The sequence below is a fragment of the Serratia grimesii NBRC 13537 genome (assembly GCF_001590905.1).
GTDB lineage: Bacteria > Pseudomonadota > Gammaproteobacteria > Enterobacterales > Enterobacteriaceae > Serratia > Serratia grimesii.
Map to the genome: position 1 here is coordinate 147,201 of NZ_BCTT01000007.1, position 23,282 is coordinate 170,482.

The 23,282-nt window shown below is 55.3% G+C and carries 18 protein-coding genes and 1 riboswitch; of the genes, 15 read left to right on the top strand and 3 right to left on the bottom strand.

Translation table 11 applies throughout. The features are described from left to right. Positions 1–107: riboswitch (TPP riboswitch) on the top strand. Between the two features lie 57 nt (positions 108–164). From thiB to ilvN, 6 genes are all read left to right on the top strand, one after another. Continuing rightward, positions 165–1,151 carry a thiamine ABC transporter substrate binding subunit gene (thiB, locus tag SGR01S_RS10055; RefSeq protein ID WP_061807361.1) on the top strand — a complete coding sequence of 329 codons (987 nt, stop codon included), beginning with the start codon at positions 165–167 and terminating at the stop codon, positions 1,149–1,151. Beyond that, entirely contained in the window at positions 1,127–2,734 is a 1,608-nt protein-coding gene (thiP, locus tag SGR01S_RS10060; RefSeq protein ID WP_061807362.1) for a thiamine/thiamine pyrophosphate ABC transporter permease ThiP, read from the top strand. Before thiB ends, thiP begins: the two co-directional genes overlap by 25 nt. Beyond that, positions 2,721–3,425 carry a thiamine ABC transporter ATP-binding protein ThiQ gene (thiQ, locus tag SGR01S_RS10065; protein WP_061807363.1) on the top strand — a complete coding sequence of 235 codons (705 nt, stop codon included), beginning with the start codon at positions 2,721–2,723 and terminating at the stop codon, positions 3,423–3,425. Before thiP ends, thiQ begins: the two co-directional genes overlap by 14 nt. A gap of 88 nt (positions 3,426–3,513) precedes the next feature. Beyond that, entirely contained in the window at positions 3,514–3,630 is a 117-nt protein-coding gene (ivbL, locus tag SGR01S_RS24160; protein WP_208295193.1) for an ilvB operon leader peptide IvbL, read from the top strand. Between the two features lie 111 nt (positions 3,631–3,741). Further along, a complete protein-coding gene (gene ilvB / locus SGR01S_RS10070; RefSeq protein WP_061807364.1) occupies positions 3,742–5,436 on the top strand; it encodes an acetolactate synthase large subunit in 1,695 nt (564 codons plus the stop codon). Positions 5,437–5,439: 3 nt separating this feature from the next. Further along, the gene (ilvN, locus tag SGR01S_RS10075; RefSeq protein ID WP_037420755.1) at positions 5,440–5,733 is read left to right on the top strand and encodes an acetolactate synthase small subunit; all 294 of its coding nucleotides are present in this window, start codon (positions 5,440–5,442) and stop codon (positions 5,731–5,733) included. Positions 5,734–5,977: 244 nt separating this feature from the next. Here ilvN and SGR01S_RS10080 read toward each other — a convergent pair whose 3' ends face one another. Beyond that, positions 5,978–6,748 carry a DedA family protein gene (locus SGR01S_RS10080; RefSeq protein WP_037420752.1) on the bottom strand — a complete coding sequence of 257 codons (771 nt, stop codon included), beginning with the start codon at positions 6,746–6,748 and terminating at the stop codon, positions 5,978–5,980. 184 nt (positions 6,749–6,932) lie between these two features. On the opposite strand from SGR01S_RS10080, the gene SGR01S_RS10085 reads away from it, so the two are divergent. The 3 genes from SGR01S_RS10085 (at position 6,933) to rluA (ending at position 13,181) form a co-directional block, all read left to right on the top strand. Further along, positions 6,933–9,296 carry a DNA polymerase II gene (locus SGR01S_RS10085; protein WP_061807365.1) on the top strand — a complete coding sequence of 788 codons (2,364 nt, stop codon included), beginning with the start codon at positions 6,933–6,935 and terminating at the stop codon, positions 9,294–9,296. 269 nt (positions 9,297–9,565) lie between these two features. Further along, positions 9,566–12,472 carry an RNA polymerase-associated protein RapA gene (gene rapA / locus SGR01S_RS10090; RefSeq protein ID WP_061807366.1) on the top strand — a complete coding sequence of 969 codons (2,907 nt, stop codon included), beginning with the start codon at positions 9,566–9,568 and terminating at the stop codon, positions 12,470–12,472. A 58-nt stretch (positions 12,473–12,530) separates the two neighbouring features. Next, a complete protein-coding gene (gene rluA, locus SGR01S_RS10095; RefSeq protein ID WP_061807367.1) occupies positions 12,531–13,181 on the top strand; it encodes a bifunctional tRNA pseudouridine(32) synthase/23S rRNA pseudouridine(746) synthase RluA in 651 nt (216 codons plus the stop codon). Between the two features lie 268 nt (positions 13,182–13,449). On the opposite strand, the gene djlA is transcribed toward rluA, so the two are convergent. Beyond that, positions 13,450–14,271: a co-chaperone DjlA gene (gene djlA, locus SGR01S_RS10100; protein ID WP_037420740.1), complete on the bottom strand. Its 822-nt coding sequence runs from the start codon at positions 14,269–14,271 to the stop codon at positions 13,450–13,452. Positions 14,272–14,499: 228 nt separating this feature from the next. Between djlA and lptD the strand changes: the two genes are divergently transcribed. The 6 genes from lptD (at position 14,500) to apaH (ending at position 21,263) form a co-directional block, all read left to right on the top strand. After that, a complete protein-coding gene (gene lptD / locus SGR01S_RS10105) occupies positions 14,500–16,863 on the top strand; it encodes an LPS assembly protein LptD (protein WP_061807368.1) in 2,364 nt (787 codons plus the stop codon). A gap of 65 nt (positions 16,864–16,928) precedes the next feature. Continuing rightward, entirely contained in the window at positions 16,929–18,227 is a 1,299-nt protein-coding gene (surA, locus tag SGR01S_RS10110; protein ID WP_037420734.1) for a peptidylprolyl isomerase SurA, read from the top strand. Beyond that, on the top strand, positions 18,214–19,206 hold the full coding sequence (gene pdxA, locus SGR01S_RS10115) for a 4-hydroxythreonine-4-phosphate dehydrogenase PdxA (protein WP_061807369.1): 993 nt from the start codon (positions 18,214–18,216) through the stop codon (positions 19,204–19,206). Before surA ends, pdxA begins: the two co-directional genes overlap by 14 nt. Next, a complete protein-coding gene (gene rsmA, locus SGR01S_RS10120) occupies positions 19,199–20,017 on the top strand; it encodes a 16S rRNA (adenine(1518)-N(6)/adenine(1519)-N(6))-dimethyltransferase RsmA (protein ID WP_061807370.1) in 819 nt (272 codons plus the stop codon). Before pdxA ends, rsmA begins: the two co-directional genes overlap by 8 nt. A 12-nt stretch (positions 20,018–20,029) precedes the next feature. Next, positions 20,030–20,407, top strand: a complete 378-nt coding sequence (gene apaG, locus SGR01S_RS10125) for a Co2+/Mg2+ efflux facilitator ApaG/CorD (protein WP_012005174.1) — start codon at positions 20,030–20,032, stop codon at positions 20,405–20,407. A gap of 4 nt (positions 20,408–20,411) precedes the next feature. After that, entirely contained in the window at positions 20,412–21,263 is an 852-nt protein-coding gene (gene apaH, locus SGR01S_RS10130) for a bis(5'-nucleosyl)-tetraphosphatase (symmetrical) ApaH (protein ID WP_061807371.1), read from the top strand. A 39-nt stretch (positions 21,264–21,302) separates the two neighbouring features. Here the strand turns inward: apaH and SGR01S_RS10135 are convergent, their stop codons facing one another. Beyond that, the gene (locus tag SGR01S_RS10135; RefSeq protein WP_061807372.1) at positions 21,303–23,192 is read right to left on the bottom strand and encodes a PhoX family protein; all 1,890 of its coding nucleotides are present in this window, start codon (positions 23,190–23,192) and stop codon (positions 21,303–21,305) included. Positions 23,193–23,282 lie beyond the last annotated feature (90 nt).

The window sequence follows — 23,282 nt, forward strand, 5'->3', positions numbered from 1 at the left end:
GCCGTCTCAACGGGGTGCAAAAATGCGGCGTGCCGATTTTGCTGAGAATAAACCCGTCGAACCTGATCCGGTCAATACCGGCGGAGGGATTTGAGCCTAGCGAACCGGCAGCCGCCACTCGCCCCCTCAGATACCCTTGCCCCCTAAATGTTCAGGAGTGCAAAGTGGTCAAAAAAAGTCTGCCCTTATTATTGTTGCTGAGCGCCGCGCCGGTGTTCGCCAAACCTACGCTGACGGTCTACACCTATGATTCCTTCGCTACAGACTGGGGCCCTGGTCCGGCAGTCAAAAAGGCCTTTGAGGCCCAGTGCGACTGTGAGCTGAAATTCGTCGCACTGGAAGATGGCGTATCACTGCTTAACCGTCTACGTATGGAAGGCAAAAACAGTGCCGCCGACGTGGTTCTGGGGTTGGACAACAACCTGTTACAGGCCGCGCAGCAAACCGGTTTATTCGCACCAAGCAACGTCGACAGCGCTCAGTTAAGCGTCCCCGGCGGCTGGCAGGATAAAACCTTCGTGCCTTACGACTACGGCTACTTTGCCTTTGTTTACAATAAAGAAAAACTGAAAAATCCCCCCACAAGCCTGAAAGAACTGGTCGACAGCGACCAAAATTGGAAAGTGATTTACGAAGATCCTCGCACCAGCACGCCGGGCCTGGGGCTGCTGCTGTGGATGCAGAAAGTCTATGGTGACAAAGCCCCCGAAGCTTGGCAGAAACTGGCGAAGAAAACCGTCACCGTGACCAAAGGCTGGAGTGAAGCCTACGGTCTGTTCCTGAAAGGTGAAGGCGATCTGGTGCTCAGCTACACCACCTCTCCGGCCTATCATCTGATTGAAGAGAAAAAAGACAGCTACGCCGCTGCCAACTTTAGCGAAGGTCATTATCTGCAAGTCGAAGTGGCGGGCAAACTCAAGGCCAGTAAACAACCGGCACTGGCCGAGCGCTTTATGCAATTTATGGTGACTCCAGCGTTCCAGAACACCATTCCTACCGGTAACTGGATGTACCCGGTGATCAAAACCCAACTACCGGCAGGTTTTGAGCAAATGACCGTACCGCAGACAGCGCTGCAATACAGCGCTGAAGACGTGGCTAAGCAACGCGGCAACTGGATCCGGGCATGGCAAACCGCCGTCAGCCACTGATCCCACGCTGGTTATGGCCGGGGCTGCTGGCTTCCGGTCTGATCCTGACCATCGCCGTACTGGCGATGGGTTCGCTGTGGCGACACGCGCCCGAAAGCGACTTGCGGGGTCTGTGGCAGGACAGCTACCTGTGGCATGTGGTGCGTTTCACCTTCTGGCAGGCGTTGTTGTCGGCGCTGATCTCGGTGCTGCCCGCGATCCTGTTGGCACGCGCACTGTTCCGCCGCCGTTTCCCCGGCCGCCAGTTACTGCTGCGACTGTGCGCCATGACGCTGGTGCTGCCGGTACTGGTGGCGGTGTTCGGCCTGCTCAGTGTTTATGGCCGACAAGGCTGGCTGGCTGCAATATGCGGTTGGCTCGGCATTAACTACAGTTTCTCCCCTTACGGCTTGCAGGGCATCCTGTTGGCACACATGTTCTTCAACCTGCCGCTGGCGACTCGCTTGCTGCTGCAGGCACTGGAAAATATTCCGGTCGAACAACGCCAATTAGCGGCCCAGCTTGGCATGAGCGGCTGGCAGCAATTCCGCTTCGTTGAGTGGCCAGCACTGCGTCGCCAGATCCTGCCGAGCGGTGCACTGATCTTTATGCTGTGCTTTGCCAGCTTCGCCACCGTGTTGTCACTGGGCGGCGGGCCGCAGGCCACCACCATCGAACTGGCGATCTACCAGGCACTCAGCTATGACTACGATCTCAGCCGCGCTGCACTGCTGGCACTGATCCAACTGGCCTGCTGCCTGGGGCTGGTGGTGCTCAGCCAGCGCTTGAGTCAGGCGCTGCCCGTGGGCAGTACCCATGCCAACATCTGGCGCAATCCGGAAGACAGCTTGTGGCGCCGCGTGAGCGATTTTTTGCTGATTGCCGCCGCGCTGCTACTGCTGCTGCCCCCGCTGTTGGCCGTCATTGCCGACGGTGCCAACCAAAGCCTGGTCAGCGTACTGCAACAACAGGTGCTGTGGCAGGCGTTATTCACCTCGTTACGTATTGCTCTCGGTGCCGGTGCGCTGTGCGTGGTACTGACCATGATGCTGCTGTGGAGCAGCCGTGAGCTGAAGTTGCAACAGCGGCTGCGCTGGGGACAGCGACTTGAGCTGAGCGGTATGGTGATCCTGGCAATGCCGGGTATCGTGCTGGCGACCGGCTTCTTCTTGTTGTTAAGCGATACCGTGGGGCTGCCGCAGTCGCCGTATGCGCTGGTGATCCTCACCAATGCACTGATGGCGGTGCCCTACGCGCTGAAAGTGCTGGAAAACCCGATGCGTGACCTGGCCGAACGCTATAACCCGCTGTGCCTGTCGCTGGATATCCACGGCTGGCAGCGACTGCGGCTTATCGAACTAAAAGCATTGCGCCGCCCACTGGCCCAGGCGCTGGCCTTCGCCTGCGTACTGTCGATTGGCGATTTCGGTGTGGTGGCCCTGTTTGGCAACGAGCACTTCCGCACCCTGCCTTTTTACCTGTATCAGCAGATTGGTGCCTATCGCAGTAATGACGGCGCTGTCACCGCACTGTTGCTGCTACTGTTGTGCTTCCTGCTGTTTACCCTGATCGAACGTTTACCGGGCCGCCATGATAGATCTTGAAAAACTGACCTACCTGTATGAACACCTGCCAATGCGCTTTGATCTACGCATTGAACCAGGCGAACGTGTCGCGGTGCTTGGCCCCAGCGGGGCGGGCAAAAGTACGCTTCTTAGCCTGATTGCCGGGTTCCTGTCAGCCACCAGCGGTGAACTGCGGCTAGATGGCAGCGACCACACCACAACGCCACCGGCTAAACGCCCTGTTTCGATGCTGTTTCAGGAAAATAACCTGTTCGCCCATCTGACGGTGGCGCAAAACATCGGATTAGGTTTGGATCCCGGATTGCGGCTGAACGAAGAACAGAAGCAACAGTTGGCACAAATAGCGCGACAAGTCGGATTGGAAGAACATGTACTGCGCCTGCCGTCACAGCTATCCGGGGGGCAGCGACAGCGTGCAGCCTTGGCCCGCTGTCTGATCAGGCAACAGCCAATCCTGTTGCTCGACGAGCCTTTTTCAGCACTCGACCCAGCACTGCGCAATGAAATGTTGCAGCTACTGCAAGAAGTTTGCGACCAGCGCAACCTGACATTGCTGATGGTCTCTCACAACCTGGATGATGCTGCACGTATTGCGCCACGCACCTTACTCGTGGTCGACGGCCGTATTTATTATGACGGCCCAACGCTGGCGTTACTGGACGGCAGCGCCCCAGAGGCCAAGGTGCTCGGCATTTCACACAAAGCGTGATCCGCAGCGCGTTTTTTATGCTGCGCAAATAAACCTGTTGTGCGAATTTTGCGCCTGTGGTTTTATAAAATCCTGACTTTTTTTACTGATGATAAGGTTCCCTGTGATCGCATCCTCGCTGACTTCGACCCTACTAGTTACCGCGCTACCAGCCGCGGTGATGGTCGTCGTGCGTGTGGTGGTGGTCGTCGGCAATGCGCCGTAGGGTCCGAATCAACGCATCGATTCCCAAACCCCGCCGGCGCAAACCGGGCGGGGTTTTTAGTTTCAGCCCCCTGCCCAGAAAAGCGAACCGGCCTTGAGAAAGGATAGGAACATGGCAATTTCGGGCACGCCACAGCAAGGCAACCGCTTCACCGGCGCACAGCTGATCGTTCATCTGCTGGAACGTCAGGGCATCACCACCGTTGCCGGCATTCCCGGCGGCGCTGCACTGCCGCTGTATGACGCACTGAGCCAAAGCACCCGCATTCATCACGTACTGGCACGCCACGAACAGGGCGCGGGCTTTATGGCACAAGGCATGGCACGTGCCAATGGCAAGGCGGCGGTATGTATCGCTTCCAGCGGACCGGGCGCAACAAATCTGGTCACCGCTATCGCTGACGCCAAGCTCGATTCCATCCCGCTGGTATGCATCACCGGCCAAGTGCCTTCCTCAATGATCGGCACCGACGCCTTCCAGGAAGTAGATACCTACGGCATCTCGATTCCTATCACCAAGCACAACCATTTGGTACGCGATATCCGCGAACTGCCGCAAGTGATCTGTGATGCATTTCGGATTGCAGAATCCGGTCGTCCTGGTCCTGTATGGATCGACGTGCCTAAAGATGTACAAACTGCGGTGATCGATTTGGATGAACTGCCGCCGATCGCCATTCCCGATGCGGCACCGGCCTTTGAGGCCTCTGACGTAACCCAGGCCGCTGCGATGATCAACCAGGCCAAACGCCCGGTACTGTATCTGGGTGGTGGCATCATCTGCGCCAATGCTTACCAACAGGCGATTGAGTTGGCGGAACGCGCCAACCTGCCGACCACCATGACGCTGATGGCGTTGGGTGCGATGCCGGTGCAACACCCGCTGTCGCTGGGCATGCTGGGGATGCATGCAGCACGCAGCACCAACTTTATTCTGCAAGAGGCCGATCTGCTGATCGTACTGGGCGCCCGCTTTGACGATCGGGCGATTGGCAAAACCGAGCAGTTCTGCCCGAACGCCGCCATCATTCATGTGGATATCGATCGTGCCGAACTGGGCAAGGTGAAACAGGCCAATATTGCCATTCACGCCGATGTTGGCCAGGTATTGCAACAGCTGTTACCACAGATTGAGGCGCAGCCGCGCAGCGAATGGCTGGACACCGTCAACGGCCTGAAGCGCGAGTTCCCATTCAGCATGCCGGATGCCGAAGATCCACTGAGCCACTATGGGCTGGTGCTGGCTGCTGCGCGCTGCGTGGATGAAAGCGCCATTATCACCACCGACGTGGGCCAGCATCAAATGTGGGTGGCGCAGGCCTACCCGCTGAGTCGTCCGCGCCAGTGGCTGACCTCCGGCGGATTGGGCACCATGGGCTTCGGTCTGCCGGCAGCGATAGGCGCAGCCCTGGCCGAACCGCAGCGCAAGGTGCTGTGCTTCTCCGGTGACGGCAGCCTGATGATGAACATTCAGGAAATGGCCACCGCCGTTGAGCATGATCTGGACGTGAAAATTATCCTGATGAACAATCAGGCGTTGGGACTGGTACATCAGCAGCAAACCCTGTTTTATCAGCAGCGTATTTTTGCCGCCGCCTATCCCAAGCGTACCGACTTTATCAAGATTGCCGCCGGTTTCGGGTTGGACACCTGCGATTTGAACGCCGCTGAAGATCCGCAAGCCGCTCTCGCAGAAGCGATCCAACGCCCGGGCCCTTGTCTGATCCACGCGCTGATCGATATCAATGAAAAAGTCTTCCCGATGGTGCCGCCGGGTGCCGCTAACATCGACATGATTGGAGAATAAGCCATGTCAGAACAATACAATAACCCGCAGGTAATCCTGGAGCTGACGGTACGTAACCATCCCGGCGTGATGTCGCATGTGTGCGGTCTGTTCGCCCGCCGTGCCTTTAACGTGGAAGGCATTCTGTGTCTACCGCTGAAAGACGGTAAACAGAGCCGCATCTGGCTATTGGTAGCGGACGATCAACGACTGATGCAGATGATAAGCCAAGTGGAAAAACTCGAAGATGTGTTGCAGGTAAAGCGCCACAGCGAAGACGTGCGGGTATTCGAACAGTTGGAGGCCTTCTTCCAGTAATGTACAGAGGGGGCGTTACACCCCCGAGTTTGATGACAAAGTTGTCTTTGGACCCGAGATACCCGGGCCTAGCGCACCGAGGAACCATTATGGGACACGTCCATGTGTCCCACCCTATGGGCCGACTGAAAGTCGTTCCAATTTGCTCCCGGCAAATTGGTCGGCGGACAAGCCGCTACGACCCCTTCGGCACGCTCTCCCTAATAACGGGCTTGGTCAGCAGTCTGAAGTGAATACCCTCTTGTTACTGCCCTGCCAGCACCTTCCAAAGTAAATGCCGGTAAACCGGCATTAGCGGCTGTTGGGACAGGTAATAAAAGGTGCCGATCGCCAGGATCCAACTCAGCACGCAGGCTATCCGTAGCCGCAGTGGCGACAACCATTGGCTCAAGCGGTCATTGCTGCGTTTACCTTCACGCCACCAGCGCCAGCTCAGCCAGGCGGCCAGCCAAATCAGCATCGCCACCGCAAACAGCAACCATTTGAATAATGCACTGTTAGCGCTGGCAGGAATGTCGATCGCCACACCAGCCAGAATACCCGGGAAAAAATAGACCGGTGGCCAGGTGATACAGCCGATAATGTTCGGCAATGCGAATTTGTACGGCGGTAAATCCAACATCCCGGCGACCATCGGTACCAGTGGACGCGTCGGGCCAATAAAACGACCAATCAGAATGGTCGCCATACTATGCTGATGTAACGCATGCTCGGTCTTGTCGAGCATCGCCTTGTTCTTTTTCAGGAAGGACCAACGGTGCAACGGCCCTTTGAAGGCACGACCGATAAAGTAAGAAATCCAGTCGCCCAAAAGACAGCCGACAATACCTGCCGCCCAGGCGTAATAGAAGTCAACCTGACCACTGCCGATCAATGCACCGATACTGGCCATCATCACCGTGCCGGGCAACAATAATCCCACCAGCGCCAATGACTCCAAAAACGCGACAAGCATGACGACCATCAGAGTGAAAGCCAAAGACTGGGTAATTAAATGCTGTAAATAGGCTTCCATTAAACCTCTGTTGGTTATCCAAAGCGCGTGGGCGTGGGATTGTCAGGTGCGACCGGAAACGAGTCAACCGGTGAATTGTATGGTTTTTTGGCAGAACTGTGTGCTAATAGACAATTACTGTATAAAAACCCATACTATAGTCTATATATTCTCCCTTATAGCTTAGCTTGTCAGGAACAGCGCGATGTCACTCCAACAGGGTTTCTTGCTCACCCGCCACTGGCGTGATACGCCCGCCGGCACCGAGGTGGAGTTTTGGCTGGCGACCGAGAACGGCCCGCAGCAAATTCGCCTGTCGCCACAGACCTCCGTCGCCTTCATTCCTGCCGAACAGCGTCAACGTGCTGAGTTGTTGCTGCGCGAAGAACGGCAATGGGAGCTAAAACCCTTACCGCTGACTGATTTTCATCATCGCCCGGTATTGGGGCTGTATTGCCGCCAACACCGCCAGTTGATCAAACTGGAAAGGCTGCTGAAAGACGGCGGCGTTAATATCTACGAAGCCGATATTCGCCCGCCTGAACGCTATCTGATGGAGCGCTTTATCACCGCGCCGGTATGGTTCAGCGGCCAGCCAAATGGCACTGGCCCACTGCTCAACAGTAAAATGAAACCCGCGCCAGAATATCGCCCTGCCTTGAAGCTGGTCTCGCTGGACATTGAAACCACTGCTCATGGTGAGCTGTACTCTATTGCACTGGAAGGCTGCGGTCAGCGCCAGGTCTACATGCTCGGGCCGGCCAACGGTGGCAATGAATCGCTGGATTTTGACCTGGAGTACTGCGTCAGCCGCCCACAGATGCTGGAACGCCTGAACCAGTGGCTGGAACAACACGATCCCGATGCCATCATCGGTTGGAATCTGGTGCAGTTCGATCTGCGAGTACTGCAAAAACACGCTGAACGTTACCAAATCCCGCTAAAGCTGGGCCGTGGTGGCAACCTGCTCGAATGGCGTGAACACGGTTTCAAACAGAATCACTTTTTCGCCTCCGCTGCCGGGCGGTTGATTATCGACGGCATCGAGGCGCTAAAGTCTGCCACCTGGAACTTCCCTTCTTTTAGCCTCGAGCACGTGTCACAGACACTACTGGGGGAAGGCAAGTCGATCGACAACCCCTATCAGCGGATGGCTGAAATAGACCGACGCTTCGCAGAAGACAAACCGGCACTGGCGCGCTACAACCTAAAAGACTGCGAGCTGGTGACGCGAATTTTTGCAAAAACCGAATTGTTGACCTTCCTGCTGGAGCGCGCCACGGTGACCGGGTTAGCAGCCGATCGTAGCGGCGGTTCGGTCGCGGCTTTCAGCAATCTGTATATGCCACGCATGCACCGACTGGGTTTTATCGCCCCCAATCTCGGCGAACAGCCGGAAGAACACAGCCCTGGCGGTTTTGTGATGGATTCGCGACCCGGCCTGTATGACTCAGTTCTGGTACTGGATTACAAAAGCCTGTACCCGTCGATCATCCGCACTTTCCTGATCGATCCCGTTGGGCTGGTGGAAGGTATGCAACACCCGAGCGATGCCGATTCAGTGCCCGGCTTCCGCAATGCGCGCTTCTCCCGTGAAAAACATTGCCTGCCGGCGATCGTCGAGCAGATCTGGCAGGGCCGTGAAGCGGCGAAGCGTCAGCAGAACAAAGCGTTATCCCAGGCATTGAAGATCATCATGAACGCGCTGTATGGGGTATTGGGATCGAGCGGCTGCCGCTTTTTCGATCCCCGCCTGGCCTCGTCGATCACCCTGCGTGGCCATGAGATCATGCGCCAAACACGAGAGCTGATAGAAGCGCAAGGTTACCAGGTGATCTACGGAGATACCGATTCTACCTTCGTCTGGCTCAAGCAACCGCATGACGAGCAGCAGGCAGCCAACATTGGCCGGACGCTGGTCCAGCAAGTGAACCAATGGTGGCAACAACATTTGCAGGAGCAATATGGGCTGGATAATGCCCTGGAACTGGAGTTCGAAACCCATTATTCACGCTTCCTGATGCCTACCATCCGTGGTGCCGAACAGGGCAGTAAAAAGCGTTATGCCGGGTTAATCGCAAGAACGGATGGCAGCGAAGAAATGGTATACAAAGGCCTGGAAACCGTGCGCACAGACTGGACACCGCTGGCGCAGCAGTTCCAGCAACTGCTCTACCAACGCATTTTTAAGCAACAGCCATATCAGGACTTTGTGCGGGAATACGTCAGCCAAACCCTCAATGGTGATTTTGACGATCGCTTGGTCTACCGCAAGCGCCTACGCCGGAGGCTGGACGAATATCAGCGCAACGTACCGCCACATGTTCGTGCTGCACGCATCGCTGACGACTATAATCGTCAACAGGGGCGACCGCTTCAATACCAGAACGGCGGCTGGATCAGCTATGTCATGACCGTGGCCGGGCCTGAGCCGCTTGAGACCCAGCAGTCGGCAATTGATTATCCCCATTATCTGGAGCGTCAGTTACAACCTGTGGCAGACGCTATACTCCCATTCTTGCATGACGATTTTACCACGCTGGTGACCGGGCAAATGGGGTTGTTTTGACATTCAGCCCGTCCCGCGGGCTTTGGCGAAGGGTTAAGAAAAATCATCAGGTTTTGCAGGTGACGAACGCGTCGCCTTCCATTACCATAGCGCCCTTCCCAAATTCTGGACCACACTTCACCCATGCCGTCTGACGATGTTTGCATGGGGTGAATAGCTATTGCCCGCCATATTAAAATAAATCGGGATTAGCAGACGTTTGATACGGGTACCGCGGTGATCAAAGCCCGGTAACAAGACTTACTTAAAAAGAATCGAGCCGACAATATATGCCTTTTACACTTGGTCAACGCTGGATCAGCGACACGGAAAGCGAATTAGGACTGGGTACTGTCGTGGCGCTGGATGCGCGCATGATTACCCTGCTTTTCCCCGCAACCGGCGAAAACCGCCTCTATGCCAGAAATGACTCGCCAATCACTCGCGTGATGTTCAACCCGGGCGACACTATCAGCAACCACGAAGGCTGGGAGCTGCAGGTAGAAGAGGTCAAAGAGGATAACGGCCTGCTGACCTACATTGGCACCCGTCTGGACACCCAGGAAAGCGGTGTGTCAATGCGTGAAGTGCTGCTGGACAGTAAGCTGACCTTCAGCAAGCCACAGGACCGTCTGTTTGCCGGCCAGATCGACCGTATGGATCGCTTCGCTTTGCGTTTCCGCGCCCGTAAATACCAGAGCGAGCAATATCGTCTGCCATTTGCCGGTCTGCGCGGTATGCGAGCCAGCCTGATCCCCCACCAGTTGCATATTGCCTATGAAGTCGGCCAGCGCCATGCGCCACGCGTTCTGTTGGCTGATGAAGTGGGTCTGGGTAAAACCATTGAAGCCGGTATGATCATCCACCAGCAATTGCTGGCGGGCCGTGCCGAGCGCGTGTTGATCGTGGTGCCAGAAACATTGCAGCACCAGTGGCTGGTCGAAATGATGCGCCGCTTCAACCTGTATTTTTCTCTGTTCGACGACAGCCGTTACTCAGAAGCTAAGCTCGACAGCAGCAACCCGTTTGAAACTGAACAGTTGGTGATCTGCTCGCTGGACTTCGTGCGCCGTAATAAGCAGCGCCTGGAAGAACTGGCCGATGCCCAGTGGGATTTGCTGGTAGTGGATGAAGCACACCACTTGGCCTGGAGCGAAGATGCTCCCAGCCGCGAATACCAAGTCATTGAACAGCTGGCTGAGCACATCCCCGGTGTACTGCTGCTGACGGCAACCCCAGAGCAACTTGGCCAACAAAGCCACTTCGCACGCTTACGCCTGTTGGATCCAAACCGTTTCCACGACTACCACGAGTTTGTCGCAGAACAGCAGAAATACCGCCCTGTGGCGGATGCAGTCACCTTGCTACTGAGCGGTGAACGTCTGGCCGATGATAAGCTGAATCTGTTGGGCGAACTGATCGACGAACAAGATATTGAGCCACTGCTGAAGGCCGCCAACAGCGACAGCGATGGCGCCGAGCAGGCACGCCAGGAACTGGTCACCATGCTGATGGACCGCCACGGCACCAGCCGTGTGCTGTTCCGTAACACCCGCAATGGTGTAAAAGGCTTCCCGCACCGCAACCTGCACCAAATCAAACTGCCGCTGCCGACCCAATATCAGACCGCCATTAAAGTGTCTGGCATCATGGGTGCGAAGAAAACCGTTGAAGCACGCGCACGCGATATGCTGTACCCAGAGCAAATCTATCAGGAATTTGAAGGCGAAAATGCCACCTGGTGGAACTTCGATCCGCGCGTTGAGTGGTTACTGAATTACCTGGTGAGCAACCGCAACGAAAAAGTGCTGGTGATCTGCGCCAAGGCCGCCACCGCACTGCAACTGGAACAGGTATTGCGTGAGCGTGAAGCTATCCGCGCCGCAGTGTTCCATGAAGGCTTGTCGATTATCGAACGCGATCGTGCCGCCGCTTACTTCGCTTCAGAAGAAGACGGCGCTCAAGTGCTGCTGTGCTCGGAAATCGGCTCCGAAGGCCGTAACTTCCAGTTCGCCAGCCATCTGGTAATGTTCGATCTGCCGTTTAACCCGGATCTGCTGGAGCAACGTATTGGCCGTCTGGACCGTATCGGCCAGATGCATGACATTCAAATCATGGTGCCTTACCTGGAAAACACCGCTCAGGCGGTACTGGGGCGTTGGTTCCACGAAGGGCTTGATGCCTTCGAACATACCTGCCCGACCGGCCGTACCATTTATGACAGTGGTTATGAGCAACTGATCGGTTTCCTGGCGTCGCCGACTGAACAAGAAGGGCTGGATGAATTCATTCACACCTGCCGTCAACAGCATGACCACCTGAAGGTGCAACTGGAGCAGGGCCGCGATCGCCTGCTGGAAATGCACTCCAACGGCGGCGAGAAAGCACAGGCACTGGCTGAAGCCATTGCCAATCAGGACAACGACGTCAACCTGGTGGGCTTTGCGCTTAACCTGTTCGACATCGTCGGTATCAATCAGGACGATCGCAGCGACAACCTGATTGTCCTGACGCCATCTGACCACATGCTGGTGCCGGACTTCCCGGGTCTGCCGCAGGACGGCTGCACCGTGACCTTCGATCGCGAGCAGGCGTTGTCGCGTGAAGATGCACAGTTCGTCAGTTGGGAACACCCGATTATCCGCAACGGTCTGGATCTGATCCTGTCCGGCGATACCGGTAGCTGTGCCGTTTCTCTGTTGAAAAACAAGGCGCTGCCTGTCGGGACCTTGCTGGTTGAATTAGTGTATGTGGTTGAGGCACAAGCGCCGAAGCACCTGCAACTGACCCGCTTCCTGCCACCGACGCCAATCCGTATGCTGATGGACCGCAAAGGCACCAATCTGGCGGCACAGGTTGAATTCGAAAGCTTCAACCGTCAGTTGAACGCGGTCAACCGCCATACCTCCAGCAAGCTGGTCAATGCGGTGCAGCAAGATGTGCACGCCATGCTGCAACAGGCGGAAAGCCTGGTTGAAGAGCAGGCCCGTGCCTTGATCGAGCAAGCAAAACAGGAAGCGGATGACAAGCTGAGCACCGAGCTGGCGCGTCTGGAAGCCCTGAAGGCGGTCAACCCGAACATCCGTGATGACGAAGTCGAAGCGCTGGAGTTCAATCGCAAGCAGGTGCTGGTTAACCTGAATGAAGCAGGATGGCGTCTGGATGCAATCCGTCTGGTCGTTGTGACCCACCAGTAACCGGCACAGCGCGGGGGACCCCGGTTCCCCGCGTGGCCTTTTCAGCGGAGCCAATGAGATGGAACCCTACAATCCCCCGCAAGGCCCGATGCATATCCTGTATCAGGATGAGCACATTATCGTGGTCAACAAGCCGAGCGGCCTGCTGTCGGTACCCGGCCGTGCGCCGGAAAACAAAGACAGTCTGATGACGCGCATTCAGGCAGACTTTCCGGCCGCCGAGTCGGTGCATCGCCTGGATATGGCAACCAGTGGTGTGATTGTGGTGGCGCTGAACAAGGCGGCAGAGCGTGAACTGAAACGCCAGTTCCGCGAACGTGAACCGAAGAAGTCCTATATCGCTCGCGTATGGGGCCATCTGGAGCACGACGAAGGTTTGGTGGATTTGCCACTGATTTGTGACTGGCCTAACCGGCCGTTGCAGAAAGTGTGTTTTGAAACGGGTAAAGCGGCACAGACTGAGTACCTGGTGCTGTCACGTGATACCGATGGCAGCACGCGGGTAAAACTCATGCCGATAACCGGTCGCTCGCACCAATTGCGCGTGCACATGCTGGCGCTAGGCCACCCGATCCTCGGTGACGGTTTCTATGCACATCCAGAAGCCAAGGCCATGGCACCCCGGCTACAGCTGCACGCCCAGGAACTGCGTATTACCCACCCCGCATTCCAGACACCTATGCATTTTCGCGCCGAGCCGGATTTCTAACACCACCGGACGGCTATACCCCAAATACTTCGAGTTGCAGAAAGTCGGTAACTAAGCGCAACCCCGGAAACGTACAGAAAGTACATGACCGGGGTGAACAGGCGCAGCCAACAAAGAGGCAGCTTCAACTATGACGGTTCTATACCCTAAATAATTGGAGTTGCGTCGAGGCGGCAAGCATGTAAATCCCCGGGAGCATAGTCAACTATGTGACCGGGGTGAGCAGGCGCAGCCAACAAAGAGGCAGCTTCAAGTATGACGGGTATCGTTACTTGAAGCCTTTTTCACGCTTGATCAGGTCATATGCCGCCTGAATTTCCTGCGCTTTCTGCTTGGCCATTTCCATCATTTGCGGTGGTAAACCTTTCGCCACCAGCTTATCCGGATGGTGCTCGCTCATCAGCTTGCGGTAAGCACGCTTGATGGTAGTCGCATCGTCGCTGCTGCTGACACCCAGCACTTTACAGGCATCATCCAAAGTAGGCCCACGCTGCGCCTGCTGGTAACCGCCCTGCGAATACCCGCCTTGCTGACCACCGCCAAATTGGCGTCCACCTTCCATCATGCTGAGGAACTGATCAAACTGCGCCCGTGAAATGCCCAATTCTTCAGCGATGACATACAGCACCTGCCGCTCGTTTGGATGCAGCGAACCGTCGGCGAATGCCGCCTGGATTTGAATTTCCAGAAACATCCGAATCAGGTCAAAACGACCGAAGCAGATACTGCGGAACTGCTGCAGTGTCTCCCTCAACGGGAACTGGCTTTGCTTGCCTTCACGAAACGCCTGCTGCGCCGCCGTACGGGCTTCACCGTGCAGTTGTAGACGATCCATAAACAGGCTGGCGATCTGAATATCCGCCTCGGTAACACGCCCTTTTGATTTAGTCAGGTGACCCATCACCTGAAAAGTGGTGCGGAAAAACAACGTTTGCCGCGTTTGCTGATCGGCGAAAAAGCCCCGGCTACGCTTGTTGCTGCGCGCAGTGTCAATCATATGACCGACAATCAGCCCCAAAACTACACCCCAGAATCCCGCGCCAGCCCAAATGGCCACGATGACCCCGAGCAGTTTTCCCCAATACTGCATATACTCCTCAATTATCATGCCGAAAGCCGACTGCTCCCTTCCGTCTTAGGTAAGGGTTAAGGCGATTTTTCCCAGGATTTGGATTATCATACCTGTCATTTATCTTTGCGCCTATCGACGACGCAAGTAAACGGCCGGATTTAACACTAGCGCAACGCAGATGAGTGATATAGTCTCTGACCGTTTGCCGGACATGACGCCTCTGATGACGGAACACCAAAACCGCGTATGAAAAAAAGTTTCCCAACACTGCTGGCCACACTGATTTGGACGGCACTCTACAGTCAGCACGCGCTGGCTGACCTGGCTGAGCAATGTATGCTTGGCGTACCTGTTTATGACAAACCGCTGGTCAGCGGCGATCCTAACAGCCAGCCCGTCACTATTCACGCTGATGACTCTCGCGCAGATTATCCAAAAAGCGCGCTGTTCACCGGTAACGTGAATATTGAGCAAGGCAACAGCACCCTGACCGCCAAACAGGTGGAGCTTAACCAGACGCAAAACCCAGGGCAGACCGAGCCGGTACGTACCGTAACGGCGACCGGTGACGTGCACTACAGCGACAATCAGATTAAACTGAAAGGTCCGAAAGCCTGGTCAAACCTGAATAATAAAGATACCGATGTCTATGAAGGTGACTACCAAATGGTAGGCCGTCAGGGGCGCGGTGACGCCGACAAGATGAAGATGCGCGGTGCCAACCGTTACACCATTCTGGAAAACGGCACCTTTACATCCTGCTTGCCGGGTGACGACAGCTGGAGCGTAGTCGGCTCCGAAGTGATCCACGACCGCGAAGAGCAGGTTGCAGAAATCTGGAACGCCCGCTTTAAAATTGGCGGCGTCCCCGTATTCTACAGTCCTTACCTGCAATTGCCGGTGGGTGATAAACGTCGTTCCGGTTTCCTGATCCCGAATGCAAAATATGGTAGCAGCAATGGCTTTGAGTTCATGCTGCCGTATTACTGGAACATTGCGCCAAACTTCGACGCCACCATCACACCACACTACATGTCCCGGCGTGGCTTGCAGTTGCAGAACGAATTCCGCTATCTGGTAGAGCCTGGCTTGGGCCTGATGGAATTAGACTGGTTGCCGAACGATAAGGAATACAGCAAGGACAATCCTGACGACAGCAAGCGTTGGTTATTCTACTGGAACCACAATGGTGTCATGGACAAGGTGTGGCGTTTCAACGTCGACTACACCAAGGTCAGTGACTCCAAATACTTTACCGATCTGGACTCCAAATACGGCTCAACAACCGACGGTTATGCCACGCAGAAATTCAGCGTCGGCTACGCCATTGATAACTGGGACGCAACCTTAAGCTCCAAACAGTTCCAGATCTATGACGATACCGACCGCAGCCAATCGGATTCTTATAAAGTTCAGCCACAGTTGGACCTGAACTACTATAAAGACGATATTGGCCCGTTCGATTTCCACATTTATGGCCAGGCAGCCAAGTTCATTAGCGTTAACCCATACAGCCCTGACGCCACGCGTCTGCATATGGAACCAACGTTAAGCCTGCCATTGACCAACGGTTGGGGCAGTCTGAACACCGAAGCCAAACTGCTGGCGACCCACTATCAGCAGGATATTCCAGACGGTTTTGCTACCAACTACAAGAACCGCACCGGTAACAATGCGCCAGACTTGGAAGATTCGGTGAACCGCGTTCTACCGCAGTTCAAAGTCGACGGCAAGATGGTATTCGATCGCCCAATGAACTGGTCTGAGGGCTATACACAAACCCTCGAGCCGCGCGTGCAGTATTTGTATGTGCCGTATCGTGACCAAAGCAACATCTATACCTACGACACCACATTGCTGCAAACCGACTACTCTGGCTTGTTCCGTGACCGAACCTACAGCGGTTTGGATCGCATTGCTTCGCAGAACCGTATTTCAACCGGTTTGACCTCGCGTATTTATGATGACGCGCTGGTTGAACGTTTTAATGTTTCCGTAGGTCAAATCTACTACTTCAGCCGTTCTCGTACCGGCGACCAAACGACGCGTTACGACAACAATGACGATACCGGTAGCCTGGCTTGGGCTGGCGATAGCTATTGGAAGATTGACGATCGTTGGGGTCTGCGTGGCGGTCTGCAGTATGACACGCGTCTCAATAGCATCTCATTGGGTAATGGTGTACTGGAGTACCGTCAGGATTCTGAACGCGTATTGCAGTTGAACTACCGTTACGCTACACCGGAGTATATTGAGACGGCGTTGAATACCACGCAGGTTCCGGCTTATCAGGACGGTATTTCGCAAGTGGGCGTCACCGGCAGTTGGCCGATTGCCGATCGCTGGGCCGTTGTAGGTGCTTATTACTACGACACCCGTGCAAAACAATCTGCCGATCAGTTGCTCGGCGTGAAGTACAACACCTGCTGTTGGGCGGTAACCTTGGGCTATGAGCGCAAGATCACCGACTGGAACAACAGCAACAATACCAGCGTTTATGACAACAAAGTTTCATTCAACGTCGAACTGCGTGGCCTGAGCAGCGATCACAGTCTGGGCTCCGCGGAAATGTTGCGTTCCGGCATTCTGCCTTACCAGCGTGCATTTTGATGCTTTGTAACACTTTGAAAACGAGAACTTTCACCCGCATTTGCGGATTACATAATGGGAAATGTATGAAGAACTGGAGAACGCTTATTCTCGGATTGGTGGTTTGCGCCAATACCGCGTTCGCAGCACCCCAAGAAGTGGATAAAGTCGCCGCCGTCGTGGATAACGGCGTTGTGCTTGAGAGCGACGTAAACACCCTGTTGCAGTCGGTGAAACTTAATGCGCAGCAGGCCGGGCAACAATTGCCGGATGACAAGACACTGCGTCACCAGATCCTTGAGCGTCTGATTATGGATAACATCCAATTGCAGATGGCCAAGAAAATGGGGATCAACGTTTCCGACGCCGATCTGGACAAAGCCATCAGTAATATCGCCGCACAGAACAAAATGAGCATCGATCAGATGCGCAGCCGTCTGGCGTATGAAGGTCTGAACTACAACACTTACCGTTCGCAGATCCGTAAGGAAATGCTGATTTCTGAAGTGCGTAACAACGAAGTTCGCCGACGCGTCACCATCCTGCCTCAGGAAGTCGACTCACTGGCAACGCAGGTTGGCGCTCAGAACGGTAGCGATACTGAAATGAACATCAGTCACATCCTGATCCCGCTGCCGGAAAATCCGTCGCAGGCGCAGGTTGACGACGCGGAAGCCTTGGCTAAAAAACTGATGGGTGAAATCAACGGCGGGGCCGACTTCGGCAAGCTGGCGATCGCCTACTCCGCGGATTCCCAGGCGCTGAAAGGCGGCAACATGGGTTGGGGCAAGCTGCAGGAAATCCCTACTCTGTTCGCCGAAAGACTGGTTAACGCTAAAAAAGGTGATGTGGTCGGCCCAATCCGTTCTGGCGTTGGCTTCCACATCCTGAAAGTGAACGATATCCGTGGTGCAAACCAGTCAGTATCCGTCACCGAGGTTCATGCACGTCATATTCTGCTGAAGCCGTCTGTGGTGCTGACCGACGATCAGGCACGTGCAAAACTGCAAGCTGTTGCTGCTGAAATCAAGAGCGGCCGCGCCAAGTTTGCTGACGAAGCTAAACAGCTTTCTCAGGATCCAGGTTCTGCACTTCAGGGTGGTGATCTCGGCTGGGCTTCTCCAGACATCTACGATCCCGCTTTCCGCGATGCCTTAATGAAACTGAGTAAAGGCGAAGTCAGCCAACCAGTGCACTCTTCCTTCGGCTGGCACCTGATTCAGTTGCTGGATACGCGTCAGGTGGATAAAACCGACGCGGCGCAGAAAGACCGTGCTTACCGCATGTTGTTCAACCGCAAGTTTGCTGAAGAAGCGCAAACCTGGATGCAGGAACAACGTGCTCAGGCTTACGTGAAGATCCTTGACGGTAATGCACAACAATAATCGTATCGTAATCACCCCCGGCGAGCCTGCCGGGGTTGGGCCGGATTTGGTGGCAGCGCTGGCGCAACAGGATTGGCCTGTTGAACTTGTGGTGTGCGCGGATCCGGCCTTGTTGCTTGAGCGCGCCCGGCAGTTAAACCTGCCGTTGCAACTGCGCGACTATCAACCACAGCAGCCAGCCCTGCCACAGCGAGCCGGTACGCTGACGGTCTTACCCGTCGCGCTCGCTCATACGGTAGTAGCGGGTGAATTGAACGTGGGCAATAGCGCCTACGTGGTGGAAACGCTGGCACGCGCCTGCGACGGTTGTCTGAATGGCGAATTCGCCGCACTGATAACCGGCCCGGTGAACAAAGGCGTGATTAACGATGCCGGTGTCCCCTTTATTGGCCATACCGAATTCTTTGCCGATCGCAGCGGCTGCGATCGTGTCGTGATGATGTTGGCGACCGAAGAGCTGCGCGTGGCGCTGGCGACCACTCATCTGCCTTTACTGGCGGTACCTGGCGCTATCACCCAGCAGAGTCTGCATGAAGTCATCCATATTCTCGACCATGACCTGAAAACCAAATTTGGCCTGCCCCAACCACAAATTTATGTCTGTGGTTTAAATCCGCATGCCGGAGAAGGCGGCCATATGGGACGTGAAGAGATCGATACCATTATCCCGGCGCTTGACGCGCTGCGTGCTGAAGGTATTCATCTGATCGGCCCACTGCCGGCAGACACCCTGTTCCAGCCCAAATATCTGCAACATGCCGACGCTGTGCTGGCGATGTATCACGATCAGGGTCTGCCAGTGCTAAAATACCAAGGGTTCGGCCGGGCGGTAAATATTACCCTCGGTTTGCCTTTTATCCGTACCTCGGTCGACCACGGTACCGCTTTAGAACTTGCAGGCACCGGCACCGCCGATGCAGGCAGTTTCAAAACGGCCTTGAATCTCGCCATTAAAATGATAATTAATTGTAATGAATAATAAAGTCCACCAAGGGCACTTTGCCCGCAAACGCTTTGGACAGAACTTTTTAACCGATCAGTTTGTCATCGATAGCATTGTCTCTGCCATTCACCCAATACCGGGTGAAGCGGTTGTTGAAATAGGTCCCGGGTTGGGTGCATTGACCGAGCCGGTTGGCGCACGTATGGACCGCATGACAGTGATTGAGCTGGACCGCGATCTGGCGGCTCGTCTGGCGAACCACCCGCAGCTGAAAGACAAACTGACCATTCACCAGCAAGATGCCATGACGGTGAACTTTGCCGAAATGGCCGAGCAGGCTGGCCAACCACTGCGCGTGTTTGGTAACCTGCCGTATAACATTTCGACACCGCTGATGTTCCACCTTTTCAGCTATACTCAGGCCATCCGCGACATGCACTTTATGTTGCAGAAAGAGGTAGTCAACCGTCTGGTTGCTGGGCCAAACAGCAAAGCCTACGGGCGTTTAACCGTGATGGCACAGTACTACTGCAACGTCATCCCGGTGCTGGAAGTACCACCGACCTCTTTCACCCCAGCGCCAAAAGTGGATTCCGCTGTGGTACGTCTGGTTCCGCACCTGGTGAACCCAAACCCAGTGGGTGACGTACGCATGCTAAGCCGGATTACAACTCAGGCGTTCAACCAGCGCCGGAAGACTGTCCGCAACAGCCTGGGTGACCTGTTCACGCCAGAGCAACTGACGGAATTGGGTATCGATCCGGTACTTAGAGCAGAGAATATTTCTGTGGCGCAATACTGTAAGCTGGCTAACTGGCTTTCAGCCAATCCCGCGCCGCAGCAATAAGGAGTAGTGGTCATGATTGATTCGCCTCGTGTATGTATTCAGGTACAAAGTGTCTATGTGGAATCACAATCGATACCTGAGGAAGAACGTTACGTCTTCGCTTATACCATCACCATCCGCAATTTGGGGCGTTTCAACGTACAACTGCTGGGCCGTTACTGGTTGATTACCAACAGCAATGGCCGTCAAACCGAAGTTCAGGGTGAAGGGGTGGTTGGCGAACAACCTCTCATTCCACCTGGGGGAGAATTCCAATACACCAGCGGCGCGATTCTTGAAACGCCACTGGGTACCATGGAAGGGCATTACGAAATGGTTGATCATCAAGGTCAACCGTTCCAGACCGCTATTCCCGTGTTCCGCTTAGCTATTCCAACACTGATCCACTAATTCTATGTCGACATATCTTATCGGCGATGTTCATGGCTGTTTTGATGAACTGCAGTCGCTATTGGCCCAAGTTGCTTTCGATCCTCAGCATGACCGGCTGTGGCTGACCGGTGATTTGGTTGCCCGCGGCCCCGGTTCGTTGGACGTGCTGCGTTACGTGCGTTCACTCGGTCCTGCGGTACGTATGGTGTTGGGCAACCACGATCTGCACCTGTTAGCTGTCTATGCGGGTATCAGTCGCAATAAGCCTAAAGATCGCATCACTCAACTGCTGGAAGCCCCTGACGCTGATGAGCTTATCAACTGGCTGCGCCGCCAACCGGTGCTGCAAGTGGATGAACAACTCAAACTGGTGATGGCACATGCCGGAATCACCCCGCAATGGGACATTGAAACGGCACAAATCTGCGCCCGTGAAGTGGAAGCCGTACTGAGCAGTGACAGCTATCCGCTATTCCTCGACGCCATGTACGGCGATATGCCGAACAACTGGAGCCCAGATCTGAGCGGATTAGCACGCCTGCGGTTTAGCACCAACGCCCTGACACGTATGCGTTACTGCTTCCCGAACGGCCAGCTTGATATGATCTGTAAAGATGCGCCAGGTACAGCACCGGCCCCACTCAAGCCTTGGTTTGAATTGCCACGACTGGTCAATGCCGATTACACCATTATCTTTGGTCATTGGGCATCACTGGAAGGTAAGGGTACGCCAGCAGGCGTTATCGGTCTCGATACTGGCTGTTGCTGGGGAGGTGACCTGACCATGTTGCGCTGGGAAGATAAGCAGTACTTTACCCAACCGGCTAATCGCCGAGAGCTGCTGGACGGCGTGCACCAACAGGTAGCGTCATAATCAAGCCGGGGCGGTCAACACCGCCCCGCTATTTTCTGGTTAAGCCCCGATCACTCCACCGTCTTCACGCGTAATCATCAATACTGACGAGCGCGGGCGCGGACTGTTGTTCGGGAAATGAGAATCCCCCTCTTCGCCCGGGTGCTGTACGTTGACGAACATCGTCTTGTAATCCGGAGTGAAGGTAATCCCGGTTAACTCGCACGACTTTGGCCCAACCATAAAGCGGCGGATCTCGCCACTGAGTGGATCGCCCACCAGCATCTGGTTGTTCCCCTGACCTGCATAGTCGCCCTTATTACTGTATTTACCGTCGGTGAGGATCCACAGACGACCTGACTTATCAAAACCTAAGCCATCCGGGCTGTTAAAGGTATTGTCCGCAGTAATGTTTGGCGTACCACGATTCACTCCTTCCGGGTGCGCAATCGGGTTTCCACACAGTGCATAAATATCCCAGTTGAATGACGCCGCCGTGGCATCGCCACCTTCATCCCAACGGATAATCTGGCCATAGACATTGTTCGGGCGTGGGTTAGCCGCGTTCAATGGCATACCTTCTTCGCCGCGCTTGCTATTGTTGGTCAATGTGCAGTAGGCGCGACCATCATGCGGGTTGACTGCGATCCATTCCGGGCGGTCCATTTTGGTGGCGCCCACCTGTGCCGCAGCTTTGCGGGCGAAGATCAGCACTTCGGCCTCATCCCGGAAGCCATTTTCCGGCGTCAGGCCATTTTTGCCGAACTCCAGGGCAATCCAGCGCCCGGTGCCTTTCAACGGTGTGCCGCTGGCGTCACCGTCAAACTGAGCGACATACAGCGTGCCTTCGTCCAGCAGGGTACGGTTATTGGCCGGGTTAGCCACGTCGACCACGCCTTTGGAAACGTATTTATAAATGTGCTCGCCGCGCTCATCGTCCCCCATGTAAACCACCAGGCGACCATCCTTGGCAACGGTTACCGCGGCATTTTCATGTTTGAAGCGACCCAGCGCTGTGTGTTTGATTGGCGTCGAGGTCGGATTCATTGGGTCGATTTCGACAATCCAACCGTGGCGGTTAAATTCATTCGGGTTCTTCGCCACGTCAAAACGCTCGTCGTAATCTGGCCAGTTGCGTTCCGGTTCGCTGACTTTTAGCGTATAGCGCTTTTGCTCCGCCGTGGTCTTATAGTCGGCCTGATGGGTGCCAAAATAGGTATCGAAGTTCTCTTCACAGGTCAGGTAAGTGCCCCAGGGCGTTTTACCGTTGGCACAGTTGCCGAAGGTGCCCAGCACCTTTCGCCCAGTAGGGTCGGCTGCCGTTTGCAGCAATGCATGACCGGCAGCCGGGCCGCTGAACTGCATCTCGGTGTTGGCCGTAATGCGGCGGTTATAACGTGACGGGCGTTCTACCTCCCAACGCTGGCTGTCACCGTCACGGTGCACCGCAACAATAGAAACACCATGTGCGGCCTGAGATTTTCGCACATCTTCCAGGCTGGTGGCTTTGGTGCCACCGTGGGCAAAGAGGTATTGCTCATTAACGTATTCGTTGTTGATGGCCATCACGCCGTGGTTGTCATCAATCGGGAAGAAGCTCATACCGTCATTATTATCGCCGAATTGCTTTTCCTGGTCGGCGGCGCTGTTGTTGCCCTGCGGGTCAAACGCGGCGGCCCCCTCTACCAGCGGTTCCCCCCAAGAGATCAGCACCTCAGCGCGGTACCCCGGTGCAATCGCCACCTCATCGGCCGTTGAGGCCGCAATGCCTTTGAAGCCCAGCAGCTTATTTGGCGGTAAATCCTCTGCCAGTGCCTCGGCGGACACGGTCCAAATGCCGCCGCCGAGGAAACCGGCCAGGCCAACGGCACCTGCGCTGCCCAGCAGTAACTTACGGCGGGTGGGATCGGTCAGGCGATCGGCATCTAATTGCTCAATTTTGGTCGTCATAGGTTTATTTCCTTTTTAATATGGCGCCGCGATCAAGATTCACCAGAGTTGCCGGGCGCTCAGAGTTGGGCTTCATACTAATCAGGAAGT